This is a genomic window from Pseudanabaena sp. 'Roaring Creek', assembly GCF_001402795.1.
GTDB lineage: Bacteria > Cyanobacteriota > Cyanobacteriia > Pseudanabaenales > Pseudanabaenaceae > Pseudanabaena.
In genome coordinates, this window is record NZ_LIRE01000644.1 from 1 (window position 1) to 264 (window position 264).

1 pseudogene is annotated in these 264 nt (G+C 65.9%); it reads right to left on the reverse strand.

Annotated elements, in window-relative coordinates:
- Positions 1-264: pseudogene (locus tag AC805_RS16920) on the reverse strand (glycerol-3-phosphate 1-O-acyltransferase); the annotation flags it as partial.

Here is a 264-nt window from a genome sequence, read left to right on the forward strand (position 1 = left end):
AGCTCCTCGGCGCTGATCGCGTTCTGCCCGGCGTTGAGCAGCAGGGCGATGGCCATGTAGAAGCGCTGCAGGGTCTGCGCCACCGAACGCGACAGCAGGGTCAGCAGCACGAACTGGCGCGAGCTCGGCGCCGGGCGCACGTACACGTCACCTTCAACCTTGAGCAGGCCCTGCTCGACGAAGGCCGCCAGCCACTGGTCGATCACGCCTTCCAGCTCGCTCTGCTCCCAGCGGATGAACAGCTCGGACTGCAGATAGGGATAC